This window comes from Streptococcus loxodontisalivarius, assembly GCF_016908645.1.
Lineage (GTDB): Bacteria > Bacillota > Bacilli > Lactobacillales > Streptococcaceae > Streptococcus > Streptococcus loxodontisalivarius.
In genome coordinates, this window is sequence record NZ_JAFBEH010000023.1 from 15,030 (window position 1) to 35,486 (window position 20,457).

At 41.6% G+C, this 20,457-nt stretch carries 20 protein-coding genes; 19 read left to right on the plus strand and 1 reads right to left on the minus strand.

What is annotated here, in order from left to right; genetic code table 11:
• The first annotated feature begins 2 nt into the window (after nucleotides 1-2).
• The 9 genes from folB to JOC28_RS06200 all read left to right on the plus strand — a co-directional run bounded on the left by folB (nucleotide 3) and on the right by JOC28_RS06200 (nucleotide 9,183).
• A complete protein-coding gene (folB, locus tag JOC28_RS06160; RefSeq protein ID WP_205009786.1) occupies nucleotides 3-362 on the plus strand; it encodes a dihydroneopterin aldolase in 360 nt (119 codons plus the stop codon).
• On the plus strand, nucleotides 359-841 hold the full coding sequence (gene folK, locus JOC28_RS06165) for a 2-amino-4-hydroxy-6-hydroxymethyldihydropteridine diphosphokinase (protein ID WP_205009787.1): 483 nt from the start codon (nucleotides 359-361) through the stop codon (nucleotides 839-841). Before folB ends, folK begins: the two co-directional genes overlap by 4 nt.
• Before the next feature lie 249 nt (nucleotides 842-1,090).
• Complete coding sequence (murB, locus tag JOC28_RS06170) at nucleotides 1,091-1,993, plus strand: UDP-N-acetylmuramate dehydrogenase (protein WP_239548896.1); 903 nt, start codon at nucleotides 1,091-1,093, stop codon at nucleotides 1,991-1,993.
• Nucleotides 1,994-2,237: 244 nt separating this feature from the next.
• Entirely contained in the window at nucleotides 2,238-3,392 is a 1,155-nt protein-coding gene (locus tag JOC28_RS06175; RefSeq protein WP_205009789.1) for an ABC transporter ATP-binding protein, read from the plus strand.
• Entirely contained in the window at nucleotides 3,376-4,170 is a 795-nt protein-coding gene (locus JOC28_RS06180; protein WP_205009790.1) for an ABC transporter permease, read from the plus strand. Before JOC28_RS06175 ends, JOC28_RS06180 begins: the two co-directional genes overlap by 17 nt.
• Nucleotides 4,167-4,946 (plus strand): ABC transporter permease, encoded by a 780-nt coding sequence (locus tag JOC28_RS06185; protein WP_205009792.1) that lies wholly within the window; start codon nucleotides 4,167-4,169, stop codon nucleotides 4,944-4,946. The genes JOC28_RS06180 and JOC28_RS06185 overlap by 4 nt, the downstream gene beginning before the upstream one ends.
• On the plus strand, nucleotides 4,939-6,006 hold the full coding sequence (locus JOC28_RS06190; RefSeq protein ID WP_205009794.1) for an ABC transporter substrate-binding protein: 1,068 nt from the start codon (nucleotides 4,939-4,941) through the stop codon (nucleotides 6,004-6,006). The genes JOC28_RS06185 and JOC28_RS06190 overlap by 8 nt, the downstream gene beginning before the upstream one ends.
• Before the next feature lie 171 nt (nucleotides 6,007-6,177).
• On the plus strand, nucleotides 6,178-7,017 hold the full coding sequence (licT, locus tag JOC28_RS06195; protein ID WP_205009796.1) for a BglG family transcription antiterminator LicT: 840 nt from the start codon (nucleotides 6,178-6,180) through the stop codon (nucleotides 7,015-7,017).
• Between the two features lie 249 nt (nucleotides 7,018-7,266).
• Nucleotides 7,267-9,183, plus strand: a complete 1,917-nt coding sequence (locus tag JOC28_RS06200; RefSeq protein ID WP_205009797.1) for a beta-glucoside-specific PTS transporter subunit IIABC — start codon at nucleotides 7,267-7,269, stop codon at nucleotides 9,181-9,183.
• A 39-nt stretch (nucleotides 9,184-9,222) separates the two neighbouring features.
• Here the strand turns inward: JOC28_RS06200 and JOC28_RS06205 are convergent, their stop codons facing one another.
• The gene (locus tag JOC28_RS06205) at nucleotides 9,223-10,146 is read right to left on the minus strand and encodes a helix-turn-helix domain-containing protein (RefSeq protein ID WP_205009799.1); all 924 of its coding nucleotides are present in this window, start codon (nucleotides 10,144-10,146) and stop codon (nucleotides 9,223-9,225) included.
• Between the two features lie 169 nt (nucleotides 10,147-10,315).
• On the opposite strand from JOC28_RS06205, the gene JOC28_RS06210 reads away from it, so the two are divergent.
• From JOC28_RS06210 to JOC28_RS06255, 10 genes are all read left to right on the plus strand, one after another.
• Nucleotides 10,316-11,752: a glycoside hydrolase family 1 protein gene (locus JOC28_RS06210; RefSeq protein ID WP_205009801.1), complete on the plus strand. Its 1,437-nt coding sequence runs from the start codon at nucleotides 10,316-10,318 to the stop codon at nucleotides 11,750-11,752.
• Nucleotides 11,753-11,773: 21 nt separating this feature from the next.
• On the plus strand, nucleotides 11,774-12,343 hold the full coding sequence (locus JOC28_RS06215) for a sugar O-acetyltransferase (protein WP_205009803.1): 570 nt from the start codon (nucleotides 11,774-11,776) through the stop codon (nucleotides 12,341-12,343).
• Between the two features lie 64 nt (nucleotides 12,344-12,407).
• Nucleotides 12,408-13,571, plus strand: a complete 1,164-nt coding sequence (locus JOC28_RS06220) for an MFS transporter (RefSeq protein ID WP_205009805.1) — start codon at nucleotides 12,408-12,410, stop codon at nucleotides 13,569-13,571.
• Nucleotides 13,572-13,633: 62 nt separating this feature from the next.
• Complete coding sequence (locus JOC28_RS06225) at nucleotides 13,634-14,248, plus strand: SGNH/GDSL hydrolase family protein (RefSeq protein ID WP_205009806.1); 615 nt, start codon at nucleotides 13,634-13,636, stop codon at nucleotides 14,246-14,248.
• Nucleotides 14,249-14,274: 26 nt separating this feature from the next.
• Nucleotides 14,275-15,120 (plus strand): patatin-like phospholipase family protein, encoded by an 846-nt coding sequence (locus JOC28_RS06230; protein WP_205009807.1) that lies wholly within the window; start codon nucleotides 14,275-14,277, stop codon nucleotides 15,118-15,120.
• A 26-nt stretch (nucleotides 15,121-15,146) separates the two neighbouring features.
• The gene (locus JOC28_RS06235; protein ID WP_205009809.1) at nucleotides 15,147-15,971 is read left to right on the plus strand and encodes a Cof-type HAD-IIB family hydrolase; all 825 of its coding nucleotides are present in this window, start codon (nucleotides 15,147-15,149) and stop codon (nucleotides 15,969-15,971) included.
• A gap of 225 nt (nucleotides 15,972-16,196) precedes the next feature.
• A complete protein-coding gene (locus JOC28_RS06240) occupies nucleotides 16,197-17,684 on the plus strand; it encodes a family 1 glycosylhydrolase (RefSeq protein ID WP_205009811.1) in 1,488 nt (495 codons plus the stop codon).
• A gap of 69 nt (nucleotides 17,685-17,753) precedes the next feature.
• The gene (locus JOC28_RS06245; RefSeq protein WP_205009813.1) at nucleotides 17,754-18,602 is read left to right on the plus strand and encodes a Cof-type HAD-IIB family hydrolase; all 849 of its coding nucleotides are present in this window, start codon (nucleotides 17,754-17,756) and stop codon (nucleotides 18,600-18,602) included.
• Nucleotides 18,592-19,269: a Cof-type HAD-IIB family hydrolase gene (locus JOC28_RS06250; RefSeq protein WP_239548897.1), complete on the plus strand. Its 678-nt coding sequence runs from the start codon at nucleotides 18,592-18,594 to the stop codon at nucleotides 19,267-19,269. Before JOC28_RS06245 ends, JOC28_RS06250 begins: the two co-directional genes overlap by 11 nt.
• A gap of 140 nt (nucleotides 19,270-19,409) precedes the next feature.
• Complete coding sequence (locus JOC28_RS06255; RefSeq protein ID WP_205009815.1) at nucleotides 19,410-20,360, plus strand: helix-turn-helix transcriptional regulator; 951 nt, start codon at nucleotides 19,410-19,412, stop codon at nucleotides 20,358-20,360.
• Nucleotides 20,361-20,457 lie beyond the last annotated feature (97 nt).

The following is a 20,457-nucleotide window of genomic DNA, read 5'->3' on the forward strand; positions in this document are numbered from 1 at the left end:
TGATGGATAAGATTGTTTTGAACGGTTGTCGTTTTTACGGCTACCACGGCGCCTTTGAGGAGGAGCAAAAGCTGGGGCAGATTTTTGTCATTGATTTAGAGTTGATGGTTGATTTGCAAAAAGCTTCGCAGACAGATAAGTTGGAAGATACTGTTCATTATGGACTGGTTTTTGAGGCTGTTCAGAAACAGGCAGAGCAGAAAAAATACATCCTTATCGAGCGCCTGGCAGGAGCAATCTGCGACGATCTCTTTGACGAATTTCCAGCCATCCAAGCCATCACTATCCGAATTAGCAAGGAAAATCCACCGATCAATGGGCATTATCAATCAGTTGGAATTGAATTGGAGCGCAGCCGATGACACTAGTGTATCTGAGTTTAGGCTCAAATATGGGTGATAAGAGAGCCTATCTCGAAAGAGCCTTGCAGCTCTTGAATGATCTTCCACAGACAAAAGTGGTTGCTGTCTCTTCATTCTATCAAACAGCGGCTTGGGGTAAGACTGATCAGGATGATTTTCTCAACCTTGCTTGCCAGCTAGAGACTGACTTAGACAAGTTTGACCTGCTCCGCTATTGCCAAAAGATAGAAAAAGATTTGGACCGAGTTCGTCACGAGCATTGGGGTCCAAGGACGATTGATATTGACATGCTACTCTACGGTCAGGATACTTCTGATGTCGAGGAGCTTCGACTACCCCACCCTTTTATGAAAGAGCGTGCTTTTGTTCTTGTTCCACTCCTAGAAATCGCACCCGATCTGACCGAGCCAGTGTTAGCCTTGCCTTATGCAGATGCCTTGTCGCTCCTCGATGCTAGTCAAGTTGAAGTAGTAGACTAGTCTAGTACGGAGCTTTGCTCTTTTATCGTTTTGCTTACTGGAAAATAGCACCATTTCAGGCTTGAAAATAGCTCGTCAAATGCTTACTTTTTTGATATAATGTTGAGGTTGGGATCAAGCTGATCCTGCCTCTTTTTATATGAATCAATTGGGTTATAACTTGGACTCAATGAAGAAATCATTTTCGCTGCTAACTAAAGAGTTTAGCTAGCTGATAAAAGAGGAATTGATTTGTTTAGAAAGTATATTATGATTGAAAAAATGAAAGAGCTCTTGGCGGGTATTGATATTCGCCACAATGAGCCATTGAAAAAGTACACCTATACCAAGGTTGGTGGTTCTGCGGACTACCTTGCTTTTCCAAGAAACCGTTATGAGTTGGCTAGACTTGTTAAGTTTGCCAATGCTCATGATATTCCTTGGCTAGTTCTTGGAAATGCTAGCAATCTGATTGTTCGTGACGGTGGTATCCGTGGTTTTGTTATCATGTTTGATAAGCTAAATACCATTACCCTCAACGGTTATACGATTGAGGCAGAAGCAGGAGCTAATCTGATTGAAACAACCAAGGTTGCTCAATTCTACAGTTTGACTGGTTTTGAATTTGCGGCAGGTATTCCAGGAAGTGTCGGTGGTGCTGTCTTTATGAATGCTGGCGCTTATGGCGGTGAAATTGCCCATGTCCTAGTTTCAGCTCAAGTTATGACTAAAGATGGTGAGATTAAGACGATTGAAGCACGTGATATGCAGTTTGGCTATCGTCACTCAGTCCTTCAAGAGACAGGTGACATCGTGATTTCAGCCAAATTCGCCCTCAATCCAGGTGACCATACAATGATTACCCAAGAGATGAATCGTCTCAATCACCTGCGTGCTTTGAAGCAGCCCTTGGAATACCCTTCTTGTGGCTCAGTCTTCAAACGCCCAGTTGGTAATTTCGCAGGTCAGCTGATTATGGAAGCAGGCCTCAAAGGTCACCGTATCGGTGGTGTAGAAGTGTCAGAAAAACACGCTGGCTTTATGGTCAATGTAGCTGACGGTTCTGCTAAGGACTACGAGGACTTGATTGCAGATGTTATCGCAAAAGTTGAGCTATCATCTGGTATCACCTTAGAGCCTGAAGTTCGTATTATCGGTGAAGCTGGAAAATAGCTGAGCTTTAGTGGATTGAATAATGCTAGGTGATCTTAAGTCACTGTGATGAATGTGATTTCTGAACTCACACTCCTAGCCTGCGCTCAATCCACCACTATATTTTTGTTAGTGAAAAGCCATAGGCTTTCATATGATTTTCTGAGCTTGTCTCAGGATTGCTCTGCCATTTGGCAATAGTTTTGTAAGAGAAAACATGTCCAGTTACTTGGAAAGCATGCTTCTCGTGGAGGATTTATGACAATTGACTAATTCAATTATTGCATTTGAACATGTATCGAAAGTTTTTGAAGACAGCGGGACTGTCGTGCTCAAAGATATCAACTTTGAGTTGGAAGAAGGAAAGTTCTATACCCTGCTTGGTGCATCGGGTTCTGGGAAATCAACCATTCTTAATATCATCGCTGGGCTACTCGATGCGACTAGCGGAGATGTCTATCTGGATGGGAAACGTATCAATGATATTCCTATCAATAAACGTGATGTGCATACGGTTTTCCAATCCTATGCCCTCTTCCCACACATGACCGTTGCGGAGAATGTTGCCTTCCCACTTAAATTGAAGAAGGTTCCTAAAAAAGAAATCGATCAGCGCGTGCAAGAAGCTCTGCGTATGGTTCGTTTGGATGGATTTGGGAAACGTTCTATCCAGAAATTATCAGGTGGGCAGCGCCAGCGTGTTGCCATCGCTCGTGCCATCATCAATCAGCCTAAGGTTGTTTTGTTGGATGAGCCGCTCTCAGCCTTGGACCTCAAACTTCGTACAGAAATGCAGTATGAATTACGTGAATTGCAGCAGAGACTTGGGATCACCTTTGTCTTTGTTACCCACGACCAAGAGGAAGCGCTAGCCATGAGTGACTGGATTTTTGTCATGAATGAGGGGGAAATCGTCCAATCTGGAACACCTGTTGACATTTACGACGAGCCAATCAACCACTTCGTAGCCACCTTTATCGGTGAGTCAAATATCCTGCCAGGTATCATGATTGAAGATTACTTGGTAGAGTTTAATGGTAAACGCTTTGAAGCAGTGGACGGTGGTATGCGTCCAAATGAACAGGTCGAAGTGGTTATTCGACCAGAAGACTTGCGAATCACTCTTCCTGAGGAAGGTAAATTGCAGGTTAAGGTTGATACCCAACTCTTCCGTGGTGTTCACTACGAAATCATTGCTTACGATGATTTGGACAATGAGTGGATGATTCACTCGACTCGTAAGGCTATCGAAGGTGAGATTATCGGTCTGGACTTTGAGCCTGAGGATATCCATATCATGCGTCTCAATGAGACCGAAGAAGAATTTGATGCTCGTATTGAAGAGTATGTTGAGGTCGAAGAGCATGAAGATGGCTTGATTAACGCCATTGAGGAGGAGAGACATGAAGAGAACGCTTAATCTTTTCTCCCTCCCCTATCTGCTTTGGATTTTCCTCTTCGTTCTAGCGCCGCTTGCTCTGATTATCTACCAATCTTTCTTTGATATCAATGGGCAGCTGACGCTAGATAATTACAAGACCTTCTTTTCTTCTTGGACCTATCTGAGAATGGGCTTTAATTCCATTCTCTATGCAGGGGTTATCACTCTGGTTACCCTGCTCATTTCTTATCCGACTGCCCTCTTTTTGACCCAGCTTAAGCACAAGCAGCTCTGGCTTATGCTAGTTGTCCTGCCTACCTGGATCAACCTTTTGCTCAAGGCTTACGCTTTTATGGGGATTTTGGGACAAAATGGAAGTATTAACAACTTCCTCAGTTTTGTCGGTATCGGTCCTAAGCAGATTCTCTTCACAGATTTCTCCTTTGTTTTTGTGGCATCTTATATCGAAATTCCTTTCATGATTTTGCCCATTTTCAATGCTCTCAACGACATTGATCCAAATATTATCAATGCCAGTCGTGACTTGGGTGCCAATTCTTGGCAGACCTTTACCCGTGTCATCTTTCCGCTTTCGCTCAATGGCGTCCGCTCAGGTGTTCAATCGGTCTTTATTCCGAGCTTGAGCCTCTTCATGTTGACCCGTTTGATTGGTGGTAACCGTGTCATCACACTGGGAACTGCCATCGAGCAACATTTCCTAACCACGCAGAATTGGGGAATGGGTTCAACTATCGGTGTTATTCTGATTGTGGCAATGCTTGCCATCATGTGGGTTACAAAGGAGAGAAGAAGATGACAAAATTTTCAAAAGTTTATTTAGCACTGGTCTTTCTCATTCTCTATCTGCCAATCTTCTACCTGATTTTCTATTCATTTAATACAGGTGGCGACATGAATGGTTTTAAGGGATTCACGCTAGAGAATTACCAGACCATGATTAGCGACAGCCGACTCATGCTGATTTTGGTACAGACCTTCTTTCTTGCCTTTCTCTCAGCTCTTCTAGCAACAATAATTGGGAGCTTTGGAGCCATTTTCATCTACGAATCACGTTCAAAGTATGAAAATATGTTCCTCTCTCTCAATAATGTGCTCATGGTAGCACCAGACGTTATGATTGGGGCATCTTTCTTGATTTTGTTCACACAGATTAAGTTCTCCTTGGGCTTGATTTCTGTTCTGCTCAGTCACGTTGCCTTTTCTATTCCCATTGTTGTTCTTATGGTTTTGCCTCGTTTGAAGGAGATGAATGCGGATATGATCAATGCGGCTTACGATTTAGGTGCCACTCGTAGTCAGATGCTCAAGGAAGTTATGTTGCCTTATCTGACACCAGGGATTATTGCAGGTTACTTTATGGCTTTCACCTACTCCTTGGATGACTTTGCGGTGACCTTCTTTGTGACAGGAAATTCCTTCTCAACCTTGTCAGTCGAGATTTACTCAAGAGCTCGTCAAGGGATTTCTTTGGAAATCAATGCGCTGTCAACACTGGTCTTTCTCTTTAGTATCCTTTTGGTGATTGGTTACTATTTCATTTCAAGTGATAAGAAGGAGGAGCAGGATGCGTAGACTTTATAGTTTTTTAGGTGGTGTTATCATCATCGTTGCTGCGCTATGGTCCCTAGCCTTCTGGATGCAGCAACAGTCTGGTTCAGCTTCTGACAAGCTGGTCATCTATAACTGGGGTGACTATATCGATCCTGAGCTTTTGACCAAGTTTACAGAAGAGACTGGTATTCAGGTTCAGTATGAGACTTTTGATTCCAACGAAGCCATGTACACCAAGATTAAGCAGGGTGGGACGACTTATGATATTGCAGTTCCGTCTGACTACACTATTGACAAGATGATTAAGGAAAATCTCCTCGTCAAGCTAGACAAGTCGAAAATCGAAGGACTGGATAATATCAGTTCAGACTTCCTGGGCTTGAGCTTTGATCCTAATAACGATTATTCCATCCCTTATTTCTGGGGAACAGTTGGGATTGTTTACAATAAAAAAATGCTGAGCTCCTATCCTGAACACTGGGCAGACCTTTGGAAATCTGAATACAAAAATCAGATTATGCTAGTGGACGGTGCCCGTGAAGTCATGGGAGTTGGACTCAGTAAGCTGGGTTATAGTCTAAATACAAAAGACCTAACACAGCTAAAAGAGGCCGAGTCAACACTGACTCAGCTCATGCCGAATGTCAAAGCCATTGTCGGTGACGAGATGAAAGGCTATATGATAAACGGTGATGCCGCAATCGGTGTGACCTTCTCAGGTGAGGCTAGCGAGATGCTTGAAGGAAACAGTGATTTGGCCTATGTTGTTCCTAGCGAGGGCTCAAACATCTGGTTTGATAATATCGTCATCCCAAAAACTGCTAAGCACTATGATGAGGCTTATGCCTTTATTAACTTCATGCTTCGTCCTGAAAATGCTGCGCAGAATGCTGAGTATATCGGTTATTCTACGCCAAATAGCAAGGCTAAGGAGCTACTCTCAGAAGAGATTACTAGCGATAAAGCCTTTTATCCATCGCAAGAAACCATTGCCAATCTTGAAGTTTATGACAATCTAGGTTCAAAATGGCTGGGCATCTACAATGACCTCTATCTGCAGGTTAAGATGTACCGAAAATAATAAAAAGGAGCTTGAAATCTCATGATTTCAGCTTTTTTTGTCCTTTTAGAAGCTTAGCTTATTCAAATGACTCTATCTTCAAAATATTCTTTTGAATACTCTTTCATTTCTCATTTTTATCTGATACAATGGTAACACGAGAAAAGTCTTTCAGACACGAAAGAGGGAAATATGCGTATTGAAAAGGTTTTCAACAACAATGTTGTTCAGGTTGTTGGACAAAATGATTTAGAATATATCGTTATGGGAAAGGGGCTCGGTTTTCAGAAGAAAGCTGGAGATCTGATAGAAGCAGACAAGATTGAGAAGAAATTTGTCCTTGAAGAAGGTGAAGAGACTCAGGAACTCTACCGTGTGTATCTGGACCTTCCTACAGAGCAGATGGAGCTCTTTCTTAACATTATTACCTTTGCAGAGGCAGTATTGGGGCAGTCATTTGAGCCTTCGCTTTTTATTGCTCTGGCAGACCACCTTCAGTATGCTATTCAGCGCAGCAAGGAGGGGCTAGCCCTGCAAAATCCTCTAGCCTGGGAAGTCCGCAAATTCTACCCTCGTGAGTATGAGATTGGGAGACAAGCTTTGCGTCTAATCAAGCATGATTTGGGTGTTGATATGGCAGAAGATGAGGCAGCTTCGGTTGCTCTGCATTTTGTCAATGCTCAAAAAGAAGGGGGACTGGTGGAGAAAAACCATCAGTTAACTCAAATCGTAGTGGATATTTTGGAAATTGTCCGTCTTCACTTCGGAAGTATGCCGACAGCTGATTCTATCTCCTATAATCGATTTGTGACCCATGTTCAATATTTCGCTCAGCGAGTCGTGAATGGGCTTATCCAAGGAAAGAATGATGCCTTTCTCTTTGATCAAGTTCAAATCAACTATCCGCAAGCCTTTCTATGTACCCAAAAGGTCAAATCTTATGTCGAATCAGCCAATCCTGAATTTGAAATGAGTCAAGATGAACAGGTTTACCTAACTATCCATATCCAAAGACTAGAAGATTCAATCTAAAGTTACTGAAAAGTAACTTTTTTCTATTTATTTCAAAAAAGCGCTTGCAATTTTCAGAATAAACTGTTAATATATAAACATAAGGATTGTTACTGGCAAGCAGGCAAAACCTAAATAGATACGAGATAAGATGAAATGGTTGTTTTTCTGACGACTGTTTGATTTGTTTGGTATTTATTTAGGTTTTTTCTATTGTTTGGCAACCTAATCGATTAAGAATGCTTGCATTCGTATTGAAAGGAGCCTTTTATGGCTAAGAAAGATTATTCAGAGTTGGCAAAAGACATTGTCGCTCATGTCGGTGGTAAAGATAATGTTACCAATGTTAGACACTGTGTTACGCGTCTTCGTTTTGTCTTGAAAGATGAAGCTAAGGCAGATACAGACTACCTCAAACAACGTGACGGTGTTGTTACCGTTGTTAAGGCTGGTGGTCAGTACCAAGTGGTTATCGGTAACCACGTGCCTGATGTTTATGCAGCAGTTCTAGATCAAGGTGTATCTGGTGTTGGTTCACTTGATGTCGATGAAGGTGATGATGTTGCTAAAGGTAACCTCTTTGACCGTTTCATCGACTTGGTTTCAGGTATTTTCCAACCCTTCTTGGGACCACTTGCTGCCGCTGGTATCATTAAAGGTATTGTAGCTATTCTTGGTGCAGCAGGTCTAACAGCTGCTAACAGTGCTTGGTATGTTATGTTAGAGGCAGCAGGAGATGCTTTCTTCCAATACTTACCACTTTTGATTGCAGTGACTGCAGCACGTAAATTCAAACTCAATGAATTTACAGCCCTAGCAATTGGTGGAGCACTTATCTATCCAACTTTGACAACAACTATTCCAGCTTTGACAGAAGCAGGTTTGAATAAAGTGTTCGGAATCGCTCTCCAATTACCATCTTCAGGTTCTTACCTTCAAACTGTAATGCCTGCAATTTTGGCAATGTGGGTTGCTTCTATTATCGAGAAAAATGTGCGTAAGATTACTCCGGACGTGGTGAAATTGTTTGTTGTACCGTTTGTGACTATTATACTTACTGTTCCTTTGACATTCTTGGTTGTAGGTCCTGTTGCTAACCTGCTCTCAGACTGGCTCTCAGCAGGTTTCCAAGCTGTTCTTGGTTTCAGCCCACTTGTTTATGGATTCTTACTTGGTGCTTTGTGGCAAGTTTTGGTTATGTTCGGTCTTCACTGGGCTCTTGTTCCACTTGCTATCATGGATGTCGCTGCTAACGGTATGTCAGCGCTTTTGGTGGCAGCAGTTCTTCCTAACTTCACTCAAACAGGTGTTCTTGCAGCTATCATGGTTAAGACTAAAGAGTCTAAAGTTCGTACACTTTCTACACCAGCACTCATTTCATCTATCTTTGGTGTTACCGAGCCAGCCATCTATGGTGTAACCCTTCCAATGCGTATTCCATTCTATATCTCATGCTTTGTTTCAGGTATCATTGGTGCTTTGACTATGTACTTCAATGTTACTGCTTACAGCATGGGTGCTATGGGGATCTTCCAATATCCATCATATGTTAATACTAAAACTGGCGATATGTCAGGTATGTGGATTATGATTGCTTTGACAGTAATCGCTATCGTTCTTTCATTCCTTATCCAATTGTTTGCACCTGTTCCAAACCTTTACGGTGGTGAAGAAAAAGCAGCAGACAAATCAGTTGAAGCAAAAGCTGACGCTACAGAATTAAAAGAAATCTCACAAGAAATCATTGCAAGTCCACTTATCGGACAAATCGTTCCATTGAATGAAGTACCTGATGAAGTATTTGCTTCAGGTGCTATGGGTAAAGGTATCGCAGTTGACCCAACAGATGGTGTTATCGTAGCACCTGCAAAAGCGGAAGTGACACTTGTCTTCCCAACAAAACACGCTATCGGTCTTCGAACTGAAAATGGTGCAGAGCTTCTTATCCACGTCGGTATGGATACTGTCTCACTCGCTGGTAAAGGCTTCAAGTCTTATGTTGAAGTCGGTGACAAGGTTGAAGCAGGGCAAAAACTTCTTGAATTTGACCTCAATACTATCCGCGAAGCTGGACTTCCAGTAATCACACCAGTCATTGTGACTAATACAGACCAATTTGAAGATGTGCTTACAACTCAAGAACGTCTGATCGATGCAGGAGATTACCTCCTTACAGCAGTCAAATAAACTAAAAATCCTCTAGAATTTTCTAGAGGATTTTCATGTTTACTCGTCTAACCAATCAAGATCAGCAGGATTGATGAGAGTTCGACCTTCTTTAGGTTTTGTGTACTGCTTACGGTACTGACTTGGTGTCATTTGATAGTATCGTTTAAATTGGCGATTGAAGTTGGACAGATTGTTGAAGCCAATGCTAGTCGCAACTTCCAAGATTGGTGTGGTTGAGTTAATCAGGATATCACAAGCCTTGTTGAGGCGGACCTGGATGACAAACTCTGTACATGAAGTCCCAGTGTGCTGCTTAAAGACCGTCATAAAGTGTGTCTTACTATAACCGATAAATTCAGACAGAACCTCGATTGACAGGTTATCCTGATAGTTGTTATTGATATGGTCAATCAGTTCACGAATCTTCTCGTTCTTGCGGTAGGTATCATCAGTCTGTTTTCTAACTACATAACGATAGTAATAGAGCAGGTAGATGAATTCATGGAGTTTTGATTTGAGGAGCAATTCAAAATGACGTCCTTCATTCTGGCAGAGCTTGAAAATATCAAAGAGACAGGCCTTGATTTCCTCATAGCCGTCCATATCCTTTTGAATTCTTGGGACGAACTTAAAGGTGCTGGTCTGCAATGGGTGTAGGTAGCGCAAGCTGACAGCGTCAATATTAGAATAGCCAACCATATCCAGATGGAACTTGACCGTGTCCATAAGATGCTCTGCTTTATCAATAGGATGAATAGAATGCATACCATTAGGGCGAATCAATATGATATCACCCTCTTGACTGTCAAAATAATCGTAGTCCACGTGAAAACGAGCGGTCCCTTCATGGATGAAATTCACCTCCATCTCAGGATGCCAGTGAAAGAGAATATCAGGACGATTATCGATGACATGGGTCTGAAAATAATCATAGGGCAAAAGATGCCCATTAGGTGCTAAAGTTTCTTCTTGTGTAGACATAGGACTCCCTCCAAAATCTAGTCTTTCTTAGTAATATTCTACCATAAATGGTCAAAAATTTCTGAAAATAACAGAGGATAGTATCAGTTTTTGACAGAATAGTGTTAGTGAAAGGGCTTTATTTTTCCTATAATAGACTTATCTTAAAACGATTAAGGAGAAATGAACTATGTCAAACGTATTTCCAGAAAATTTCCTATGGGGAGGCGCAACAGCTGCCAATCAATTTGAAGGTGCTTATAACCTTGATGGAAAGGGCTTGTCAGTACAGGATGTGACGCCAAATGGTGGAGTTCCAGCCAATCCTGGCGACAAAAATCCTTTGATTACCGAGCAACCAACTGAAGACAACCTTAAGTTGGAAGGTATCGATTTCTACCACCGTTACAAAGAAGATATTGCACTCTTTGCTGAAATGGGCTTTAAAGTCTTCCGTATGTCAATCGCCTGGTCACGTATCTTCCCAAATGGTGACGAAACTGAGCCAAATGAAGCAGGACTTGCTTTCTATGACAAGGTTTTCGACGAGTTGGCAAAATATGGTATTGAGCCACTTGTGACGCTTTCTCACTATGAAACACCACTCTATCTTGCTCGTAAATATAATGGCTGGGCTAATCGTGAGCTTATCGGATTCTATGAAAACTATGTCCGTACAGTCTTTACTCGCTACAAAGATAAAGTCAAATACTGGTTGACTTTCAACGAAGTTAACTCAGTACTCCATGCACCATTTATGTCAGGTGGTATTGCAACACCAGTTGAAGAACTTTCAAAACAAGACCTCTATCAAGCAGTGCACCACGAATTGGTTGCGTCAGCGTCAGCAACTAAGATTGGTCACGAGATCAATCCAGACTTCAAAATTGGTTGTATGGTACTTGCTATGCCAGCCTATGGTATGACATCAAATCCTTTGGACCAATTGGCTGTGCGTGAATTTGAAAATCAAAACTACCTCTTCTCAGATATTCATGCGCGTGGGAAATACCCTAACTATATCAAACGCTACTTTGAAGAAAATGGTATCGACATTCAATTTGCTGAAGGTGATGAAGACATGCTTAAAAACACTGTTGACTTCATCTCATTCTCGTACTATATGTCAGTAGCGCAAGCTCATAATCCAGAAGAGTACGGTTCAGGACGTGGTAACGTCTTGGGTGGTTTGACCAACCCTTACCTCGAATCCTCTGAGTGGGGCTGGCAGATTGACCCAGTTGGACTTCGTCTCGTCCTCAATGACTTCTATGACCGTTATCAGTTGCCACTCTTTATCGTGGAAAATGGTCTTGGAGCTAAGGATGTCTTGGTGGAAGGACCAAATGGGCCAACTGTTGAAGACGACTATCGTATCGATTACCTTCAAAAACACTTGGTGCAAGTCGGTGAAGCGCTTAAAGATGGTGTTGAGCTCTGGGGTTACACAACTTGGGGACCAATCGACCTCGTCTCAGCATCAACAGCGGAACTCAGCAAACGTTATGGTTTCATCTATGTTGACCGCAACGATGATGGCAGCGGAACACTTGCTCGCTACAAGAAAAAATCATTTGCTTGGTATAAAGACGTTATCGCAACAAATGGTCAAGCTCTCTACAAATAAGTCATACGAATGGAGCGCAGCATGACAGAACTTGAAAAACTTGAAGCAGGGCTTCCATACGACTTTACGGATCCAGAGGTCAATGCTAGAAAGGTTGATGCTGTGTTAGGCTGTCAAAAGCTAAATAGTATTAGCCTACTGGATACTGGTGCCAGAGAAAAAGCCCTGCGGCAGCTTTTGGGCTCAGCGGGGAAAAATCCTAATATCCTACCAACTTTTAACTGTGACAATGGCAAGAATATCCATGTTGGGGACCAATTTCTCATGAACTACAATGGAACCATCTTGGATATTGCACCAGTTACCATTGGCGACTATGTCATGATTGGTCCTAATACCATGATTACAACTGTCGGACATCCCTTGACGCCAAAAGGGAGACGACAAAATCTTGGCATAGCAGAGCCAGTTAAGATTGGTAACGATGTTTGGATTGGTGGTAATGTGACCATCCTGCCTGGCGTGACCATTGGTAACAATGTTGTCGTGGCAGCAGGAGCAGTGGTGACAAAGGATGTTCCAGATAACTCACTGGTCGGTGGCATCCCTGCCAAATTGATTAAGACTCTTCCCAATGATTTGGAAGATTAATCTGACAAAAACTCTTCAGTCAGCTCTCCAGTACTGAGGAGTTTTTTGAATTGAAAGGAGATTTATGAAAACCTATCGCAATTCCTACCTTGCCTATTTTCTCATGTATTTGTTTTACTACCTCTCTTGGTCCCTCTTTTCAACTTTAATTTCAGTCTATCTGATGGACAAGGGATATCGTCCAAGTCAGGTTTCACTGGTTGTCTCTCTATCTTTCTTTTTATCAATGCTTGCGCAGCCATTTATAGGTTATCTAAACGACAGATTTGAGCAGAAGAAGGTTATAGCAGTTTCCCTCTTTCTTTGTATAATAGGTGCCCTCTGTTTTTTAGCTTCTGGAAGTATACTTTTCTACGCTTTGTCGTATAGTATTGTCCTACTATTAATCAATGGAACAAATCCAGTACTAGAAAGTATCGCCACTCGTAGTCCATTTTCCTATGGTAAAATCAGAATTTGGGGAACTATTGGCTATGCCATGGGGTCTCAATTAGCAGGTTTTATCTATGATCAGGTCTCGCCTCAGGCCATTTACTGCTTGTTTATTGTAACTATTCTACTAGCTGTTCTCGGTATCTTGGGAACAGATCCAAAAACGGAATTGCATGAAAGTCAGCGTGAGAAATCTGAAACAAGCTTTTGGCAGCTTTTTAAGAATCCGATATTTCTGATTTATATCCTAATAGCGACTCTTTTTTCTGGTGTTATGAATACTAACCATACCTATGTTCCATCACTATTAGAGGATTCAGGTCTTTCAGTTGGGCTTGCAACCAGTGTAGTATCAATTGCGGTCTTATGTGAGGCGCCTCTGACCCTCTTATCATTTCTTTTTATGGATCGATTCAAGAGTAAGCCGCTTATCTTAGTTTCCATGTCCATGGTTGCTTTGCAGTGTCTGATTTATGCTTTGGATATTGATTTGTCCAGTAAGATTCTAGCTACTCTGCTTGCCAAACACTTAGCAGGCATGCTCTTTATCATGGTCAATCTGAAGATTGTGACTTCCCTGGTTGATGGTGCTTATTTGATTACAGCGCTAGCACTTGTTCAGACTGGGCGAAATCTAGGTTCTATCCTTATGCAGCATATTGCAGGGCAGATACTTGATTATTCTAGCTATGCCAACATGTATTGGGTTATGACAGGAGTTGTACTGCTTGCCATTCTCTCTATGATAGCTCTGCCATTACCAAGCGGAATGGAAAAGAAACTCTTCTCCAGATAGGTCAGTTAGCTGAAATTCTGCTACAATAGTAGTATAAAACAGACACAAATTAGGGGGACAATATGATTGAAACGGGTAGTGATGCCTTGACACAGTATCAAGAGGAGCGTTTAGCCTCCTTTTCAAAAGAGAGAAGGGTGGAAAATCCAATTATTTTTACAGGGGATTCAATTGTCGAATTTTTTCCTCTGAAAAAGTTTTTAGGAAGAGATTACCCACTTTTGAATCGAGGTATAGCTGGTACTGACTCGGTTTGGCTTTTGGAGCATTTTGAAGAGCAAGTATTGGACTACCAGCCTGAAAAACTCTTTATTTCTATCGGCGTTAATGATATCGGACGAGCTTATCCAGTTTCAGACATTGTCAATCGTATGGCAGAGCTGATTGGTCAGGTTCAAATCTTTCTTCCAAGAACCAGCCTCTATATCGAATCAGTTCTCCCTGTCAATGAAGCACAAGCTTATTCTGACAAGGTAAAGATTAGAAATAATGCAACCATTAAAGATTTAAATCAGAGACTTGCTAGCCTACCAGGTATTGAATTTATTGATTTGTATGAGCTATTGTTAGATTCAAAGGGTCAATTAGCGGAAATCTATACAACAGATGGCTTACATCTAAATCAAGAAGGCTATGCTAGGTTAGCACCAGCTTTGAAAGCTTATATTGAGAATTAGTATCGAAATACTAAAAAGGAGAAAATATGTCAGTTGGTTTAATACTGGAAGGTGGAGGCATGCGTGGTCTCTATACAGCAGGTGTTTTGGATGCATTCCTAGATGCTGGAATTCAGGTTGATGGGATTGTATCAGTCTCAGCAGGAGCTCTTTTCGGTGTCAATTTTGTCTCAGGGCAAAAGGGCAGAGCCTTACGTTATAATAAACGATTCATCAAGGACAAGAACTATATGGGGCTTCGTTCCTGGCTAAAAACAGGTAATGTGGTCAACAAAGAAATGGCCTACTATAAAATTCCAATGGAGCTTGATGTTTTCGACCAAGAGGCATTTGCAAAAGCAGCAACAGACTTCTATGCGGTTGCAACAAATATTGAATCAGGTCAGCCTGAATATATCAAGATTGAGAATGTCTTTGATCAGATGGAGGCTCTTAGAGCAAGTTCAGCTCTGCCACTAGCTAACGAGATTGTGACCTATGATGGGAAAAAATATTTAGACGGTGGACTTTCAGATTCGATTCCAGTTGAATTTGCTAAGAGTCTAGGTTTTGATCACCTCATCGTCATCTTAACAAGACCAGCAAGCTATCGCAAGAAAGCTTCTTCTGGACGTCTCTATAAGTTGCTCTATCGTAAGTATCCAAACTTCGTCAAAACAGCCATTAAGAGACCAGAATCCTATAATCAGACCTTAGATAAGATTGAAAAAGCAGAGCAAGCTCAAGAGCTCTTTGTGATTCAACCAAGTCAAGACTTGGAGATTGGACGTCTAGAGAAGAATCCAGCAAAATTCGATGAGATCTATCAAATTGGTTTAGCGGATGCACAAGATAAACTAGGAAAATTAAAAGAGTATCTGAATATAAAATAATAGTATTGAAATACAAAAGGTGATTTATGACTGTAAAAATGATTGCCGTTGATATGGACGGCACTTTTCTAAGAGATGACAAGACCTACGACAAGCTACGTTTTAGTAAGCTATTAAAAGAGTTGGACCAGGCTGGCATTACATTTGTGGTTGCGAGTGGTAACCAGTATCGACAGCTGATTACAAAGTTCCCAGATCATTATGAGGACTTGACCTTCGTTGCTGAAAATGGTGCTAATATTGTTAGTAATGGTGAGAGTCTGGTTGAGATTTTTCAATCTCATGCTGATGTTGAAGAGCTAATCCATTTCATTCAAGCTAAATATCCAGAAACTGTTATCTGTTTGACTGGTAGGGATTCGGCTTATGTTCTTGAAACTGTTAGTCAGGAACAACAGGACTTTCTTAAACCTTACATGCCTAAGATGGACTTGGTTGAGAGTCTTCTCCCATTACCAGAGGATGAGTATTTCAAGGTAGTTCTACTCATGGATGAAGATAAAACCTCAGAGATTTTAGAGGCTGTTAATAGACATTTTGATCAAGGTAATTTGATTGGGACTTCGAGTGGATTTGGTTGTATTGACGTTATTACAAAAGGTGCTCATAAGGCTTGGGGTCTTGGAGAATTACTGACGCGACAGGGTTTAAGTGGTGATAATCTCATGGCCTTTGGTGATGGCTATAATGACTTGGAAATGCTGAGCCTTGCAAAGTATTCCTATGCTATGGCAAATGCCCATGATGACGTGAAAGCAGTAGCCAACTACCAAGCCAAGTCCAATCAAGAAGATGGTGTCTTACAAGCAATCGAAGACTACCTGAAAGGATTAACAGAAGTAAATAATTAGGTAGATTTGATTATCATTGTTGAGAAGCTAGATATTAATCAAGTTTTTTTAAATTATCGTGTCATAGTATCAGATTTCCGTAAGATTTTAGTAGTGTAAGGGCATTCTTTGACTTTATAATAGAAATACAAAGTGGTGAGGAATTTGATTTCAGATTGTAACGAATCCAAAATCTTTTCATCGAAAAGTTTTGAAAGGTCGAGCAGCTAGCTCGGGTATGATAAGATGACAAAAGTATTTCCAGATGGATTCCTATGGGGTGGTGCAATCGCTGCCAATCAGGCAGAAGGAGCTTATAATGAAGATGGTCGTGGTCTCGTTCAAACGGATGTGACGACTGGTGGTACGGTGGACAGTCCTCGTTATACGACTTTTATTGATAAAGATGGTAAGCCTGGTAAGGTTGGAGGAATGGGACATACTGCCAAGATACCAGAAGGAGCTAAGTTTGCTGTTTTGGATGATTACTACTATCCAAACCACAAGGCTGTCGATTTCTATCACCGTTACAAGGAAGATATTAAGCTATTTGCGGAGATGGGTTACTCAGTTTTTCGTCTATCAATTTCCTGGGCACGTATTTTCCCAAATGGTTACGATGAAAAACCAAATCAAGCTGGACTTGATTTCTACCGTTCAGTATTTGAAGAATGCCGTAAATATAATATTGAACCATTGGTTTCAATTTGGCATTTCGATACGCCATTGACCTTGGAGCAAGAACTTGGTTGTTGGGCAAACCGTAAATTGGTTGACTACTATGTTCGCTACTGCCAAGTAATTTTTGAAGAATACAAGGACTTGGTTAAATACTGGTTGACCTTCAATGAAATCAACAATACCATCATGTTCCTCGATATGTTTGGTGAAGTACCGCAGGAAGCCTACCAAGAGGCTTACCAAACCCTACACCATCAATTCTTGGCAAGCGCAAAGGCTATTAAAATTGGTCGTCAGATCAATCCAAACTTCCAATTTGGAAATATGATTTGTGGTATTACCTTCTATCCAGGGACTTGTGATCCAGCAGATGTCCTTCTCAACGAACACAAGTGGCAACAAAATATCTTCTATTGTAGTGATGTTCAGGCAAAAGGACGCTATGGTAGCTATGCCAAACGCCTTTGGGATGAGCACGGTGTTGTCCTAGACATTGAAGATGGTGACTTGGAAGCCCTTCGTGAAGGAACGATTGATATCTATACCTTCTCATACTATATGACCAACAATGTGACAACGCATGATTCTGATGATTTGGTAGCAGGAAACTTCTCAGCAGGTGTACGCAATCCTTACCTAACTTATTCTGACTGGGGCTGGGCCTTGGATCCGACAGGACTTCAGTATTTCCTTGAGAAAATTTACGATCGCTACGAGCTTCCGATGATGGTTGTTGAAAATGGTCTTGGTGCCTTTGATACGGTTGAGGAGGATGGTTCAATCCACGATGACTACCGTATCGACTATCACCGTCAACACATCAAGGCTATGGCGCAAGCTATTGCCAATGGCGTCGACCTGATCGCTTATACCACTTGGGGCTGTATTGACATCGTATCAGCTGGTACGGGTGAAATGCGCAAGCGCTACGGCTTTATCTACGTTGATATGGATGACCAAGGTCAGGGAACCCTTGAGCGTCGTCCAAAAGATTCTTTCTACTGGTATCAAAAAGTCCTTGCAAGCAATGAACAATCTGCCTTGGAAGAATAAACATTTGACCAGAAAAGAACGGAATCGAGCTTCGGATTGAAGTTCGATTTTTGTAGTAGGGAGTAGACTATGACAATTAAACTTATCGCCGTTGATATGGATGGCACATTTTTAGATGAGAATGGGAAGTATGACCGCGACCGTTTTTTGAGACTTTTGGAGCGTTTGGATAGAGAGGGGATTCGGTTTGTGGTTGCCTCAGGCAATAATATGTCTCGACTGGGGATAATGTTCGAGGGACTCTTGGACAGGATAGACTTTGTAGCTGATAATGGGGCAAGTCTGATTTTGAGAGGTCAGCATCAGTTCACGCGCAGCATGTCTTTTGAGCAGGTACAAGATTTTCTTGAGTTTTATGGAGAGGAGACCTTGGCTGCTAACAGAACCATTGTGTCGTCAACCGAGCACTCTTTCATGCTAAAATCTTCTGATCTCGGTCAGATGCCTGCCATGATGGACGCTAAAGAAGCGCAAGCCTTCTGGTCACACATTCAGTATTTGGATACTTTTCAGCAACTTCCTCAGGATGAAAACTATTATGAAATGGTCATGTTGGTTGAGCCTGAAAATGGCAGAGCAGTCATGGAGGATTTCAATAGCAAGTTTAAAGGTGCCATTACAGCCATGGCTTCAGGCTTTGGAGCAGTTGATTTTGTGCAGACTGGCATTCATAAGGCTTGGGGCTTGCAGGAAATGCTTAAGCTGACTGGAATAACTGCAGAGCAGGTTATGGCATTTGGTGATGGTGGAAATGATATTGAACTACTAGATTTAGCAGGGCAGTCCTATGCTATGGAAAATGCGGAAGATTTTGTAAAAGCACATGCCAAAAATATTGCACCTGACCACCGACAGGCTGGTGTCTTTCAGGTCGTAGAGACTTATTTGGATAGTTTAGAAAGGGATAATGATGATTAAACTTATTGCAACAGATATGGATGGAACCTTCCTTGATGATAATGGACATTTTGACCACGAGCGATTCGAAAGACTTCTCAATCGACTTGATGAGAGAGGTATTCATTTTGTAGTGGCGACTGGTAATCAGGTATCACGTATGCAGCATGTTCTGGGAGACTTGGCTGATCGCGTCAGCTATGTTGCCGGCAACGGCAGTCACCTTGTTCTGGACGGTCAGACGCATGCACTCAAAGAGATTCCTTTGGACGAATTGCAGAGCTTTTTCACTTATTTCGAGGACAAGTTTGCGGACTATCATATTGTGATTTCATCACCGCAGGAAACCTATATGCTAGAGGCGGCTTGGACAAGAGATAACCTGGCTGATCAAGCGAGTCTCGATTACTACAATAAGAGTTTTCCTGGAGTTGAATTGGTTGCCGACAGCGCAGCTATTCCTCTAAAAAATATCAATAAAATCACCCTCAAGGTGCCCATGGCGGAGTTCGACCAGCTCATGGCATTTGGCGATGGAGAAAACGACCTGTCCATGCTGGCGCTAGCAGAATACTCCTATGCCATGGACAACGCCAGCCCAGTCGTCAAAGCAGCAGCCAAAAACCTAGCTCCAAGCAATAATGATCAAGGGGTTATGCAGGTGATTGAGGCCTATTTTGGGGCATGAAAGAGTCTAGTGGGATAGAGTCTTAATTTAGGAATTGTTGTAAATTCGCCAAAAATCAAATGGACAGTAGGAGTCCAGTCATTTTGTTAGACTGAATAGTCGTGTTAAAAAGTTTCTTTGTCTCATTTAGAAAGGTAGTTATGAACGATCAAGAGCGTCTTTTAAGTATATTTTTACGTCTACAAGCTGGTGCGCATTTGTCTAAAAGACAGCTGGCAGATGAGTTTTCTGTTAGTGATAAGACAATTCAAAGTGATTTTGCGCTATTAACTACGGTGCTGGATAATCAGTCCATGATTGCGGCTGAATTAGCTTATGACGCAAAGCATCATACAAGGTATTTAAAAGGTAAATCACTTTTCAATAAAAAAGATATCCTTGCGATTACAAAGATTTTGTTGGAAAATCGAGCACTCAATAAAGAAGAAAACAAATCTCTTTTAGACGGATTGTTGGCACTCGTTTCCAAAGAGGAGCAGAAGGAGATTTCTACTATTATTGCAAGTGAGCTTTTGAATTACGCCCCTTTAACGGATACCCAAGATAGAATTGAAAAGATTTGGACTTGGTCAGAGGCTATTCGTACGGAAACAGTACTGGATATCAAATATCAGTCGCCCTACAATGTCGCAAAAGAACATACGATTTTACCAGTTTCTCTCTATTATGATGTCCATTATTTTTATCTGGTAGCTTACCATTTAAAGCATGAGAACTACATGACTTTGAAGTTGGATCGCATTCAAGAGTGGAAAGAATCCAAGGCTAGGAAGCCTAATCTATCTTATGGAAGAAAGTTCAGAGATGGGGAAGTAAGAAATAAACGTGTTGATCCTTTTATGGGAAATGAGATAAGTATTCGCGTTAAATTTGCCTACGATCCAAGTATTGTCTTGGACCAATTTCCAACAGCAAAGATTATCGAACAAACTTCAGATGGAACTATATTCGACTTGGTTAGTCAAAATACACCGGGTCTCAAACGATGGTTGCTTAGTCAAGCGGATGCCTTGGTTGTCCTTAGTCCAAAATCTCTAGTCGATGAGATGAAACATTTTCTAGAAAACATGCAAAAAAATTACGATAAATAATTGAGGCTGGGCAAAAACGAGCTTCAACATAAAACCACACAATGATTTCCGTCTCGAAAACAATCAAGACGAAAGAATCACTGTGTGGTTTTTGAGT